General features: G+C 41.9%; 3 protein-coding genes. 1 reads left to right on the top strand and 2 read right to left on the bottom strand.

The annotated features are described in order from the left end of the window. The first annotated feature begins 167 nt into the window (after positions 1-167). On the top strand, positions 168-410 hold the full coding sequence (locus tag BEA93_RS24265) for a SymE family type I addiction module toxin (RefSeq protein WP_105225223.1): 243 nt from the start codon (positions 168-170) through the stop codon (positions 408-410). A gap of 40 nt (positions 411-450) precedes the next feature. Here BEA93_RS24265 and BEA93_RS24260 read toward each other — a convergent pair whose 3' ends face one another. Continuing rightward, on the bottom strand, positions 451-990 hold the full coding sequence (locus BEA93_RS24260) for a hypothetical protein (RefSeq protein ID WP_105225224.1): 540 nt from the start codon (positions 988-990) through the stop codon (positions 451-453). Then, on the bottom strand, positions 987-1,496 hold a 510-nt coding region (locus BEA93_RS25160), incomplete at its 5' end, for an RHS repeat-associated core domain-containing protein (protein ID WP_123058261.1). The genes BEA93_RS25160 and BEA93_RS24260, both read right to left, overlap by 4 nt.

Here is a 1,496-nt window from a genome sequence, read left to right as displayed (position 1 = left end):
TGCGCCGTCTCCTCGGTCAGCATCCGTCCCAGTCTGTCGTAACTGAAGCGGATAATCTCCGGTGCATCCGTTTCCCCAGCATCCGACCGCTGGCGAACACCACTTCCGTAACCACGTCCAGCTCGTGGTCACGTTACGCCTAGGGCAGCCATCCGACTCTGCCCGTCGTGCTGCCAGCGCTGCATCTGCCCAACCGCAGCGACACGCCGGTGATCAAAATCAGCGCCAAAGGGCTGAGAGAAGCGGGATTTGAGATCGGCACGGGCGTTACCGTGAAGATCTCGGAAGGTTGCCTGATCCTGCTTGCGGATAACAACGAAGTACAGGAACTGCGCAGGGAACTTTATCAGGTTAAACAGGCAGTTAAGGGGATGCAGGACGGGATGTTTAGTGTGTTGAACGAAATTTAAATAATAATATCCGGGAAGATTTTAACCTTCCCGGATATTATTATTCATTCTGTTTTAAAGCGGATAATTTTTTTATATACTTCCGGGCATAATTTCTTTCTATCGTAGCTTTTTTTTCCTCTGATATTTTTTTCAGCTTCTCATACTGAGATAAATCTTTCATTTGTGTTAACGCACTAATAACATGAATAGAAACATCTGAGTCATCCATTAAATTAGCTAATGATGAAGCATAATCAATCGCACCATACTTTCCTACTAACATAACTAAAGACTGACGTCCCTTACCATATTTTTTTTGTAAACATAAAGACAGCATTCCATTCAATAATACATTTTTACCTCTATATTTTTTATTTTTTAATATTGGTTCAATATATTTAAAACCAGACTCCCATATTATCCTTTCATAACCATACCAGTCTGGAGCGCCATCAATACCTTTCATAGACAGACCTGTTCTGGTTAATACTAAATCATTGCAGTATTCCTCAAATGTTTTGAAAACAAAAGGTAATCCATCGTTATCCTTTAAGTCTGATATAGCATTGTTAATCTTTTCAATAAAAACATTTGTCATTTGTTTAAATCCGTAATGATGATATGCAGTGGACTTCCAGGATCAAGATGCTCTCCTAATAAAGGCACACTAATCTTCGTCCTTTGGTCAATAATAAGATCAACCCTACCAGGCACACCACCACGAGTTACATGAGCGATATCATCTTTTAACTGACTTGATAGATGCATAGAATTTTGATTCTTAGTTTCCGCAATATAACGGCCATCACCAGACATATGGTCAGGGAGTCGATAATCTTTTTTACCGCTAGCACTTGGAATTCTTACCGTATTCTTAGGTAACCCAGTTAATTCAGATGAATTTTTCTCACCCGCCTTACCTAAGTCAGTACAATTTTTTCCGCCCTTTAATCCAAGCGGGTCGATCCATCCTAACGGATTTGGCGCATACTGATAAAGGTTCAGCCCGCCCCTTAAGCCTATCGGATCCGTTACTATGAACCGCCCGACATCCGGATCATAGTAACGGTGCAGATTGTAGTGCAGCCCCGTTTCCCTGTCGAG

Source organism: Escherichia sp. MOD1-EC5950, assembly GCF_002965345.1.
In the GTDB taxonomy this organism is placed as follows: Bacteria; Pseudomonadota; Gammaproteobacteria; order Enterobacterales; family Enterobacteriaceae; genus Escherichia; species Escherichia marmotae.
Note: the sequence above shows the minus strand (reverse complement) of the source record. Positions and strands in the feature narration are given on the sequence as shown.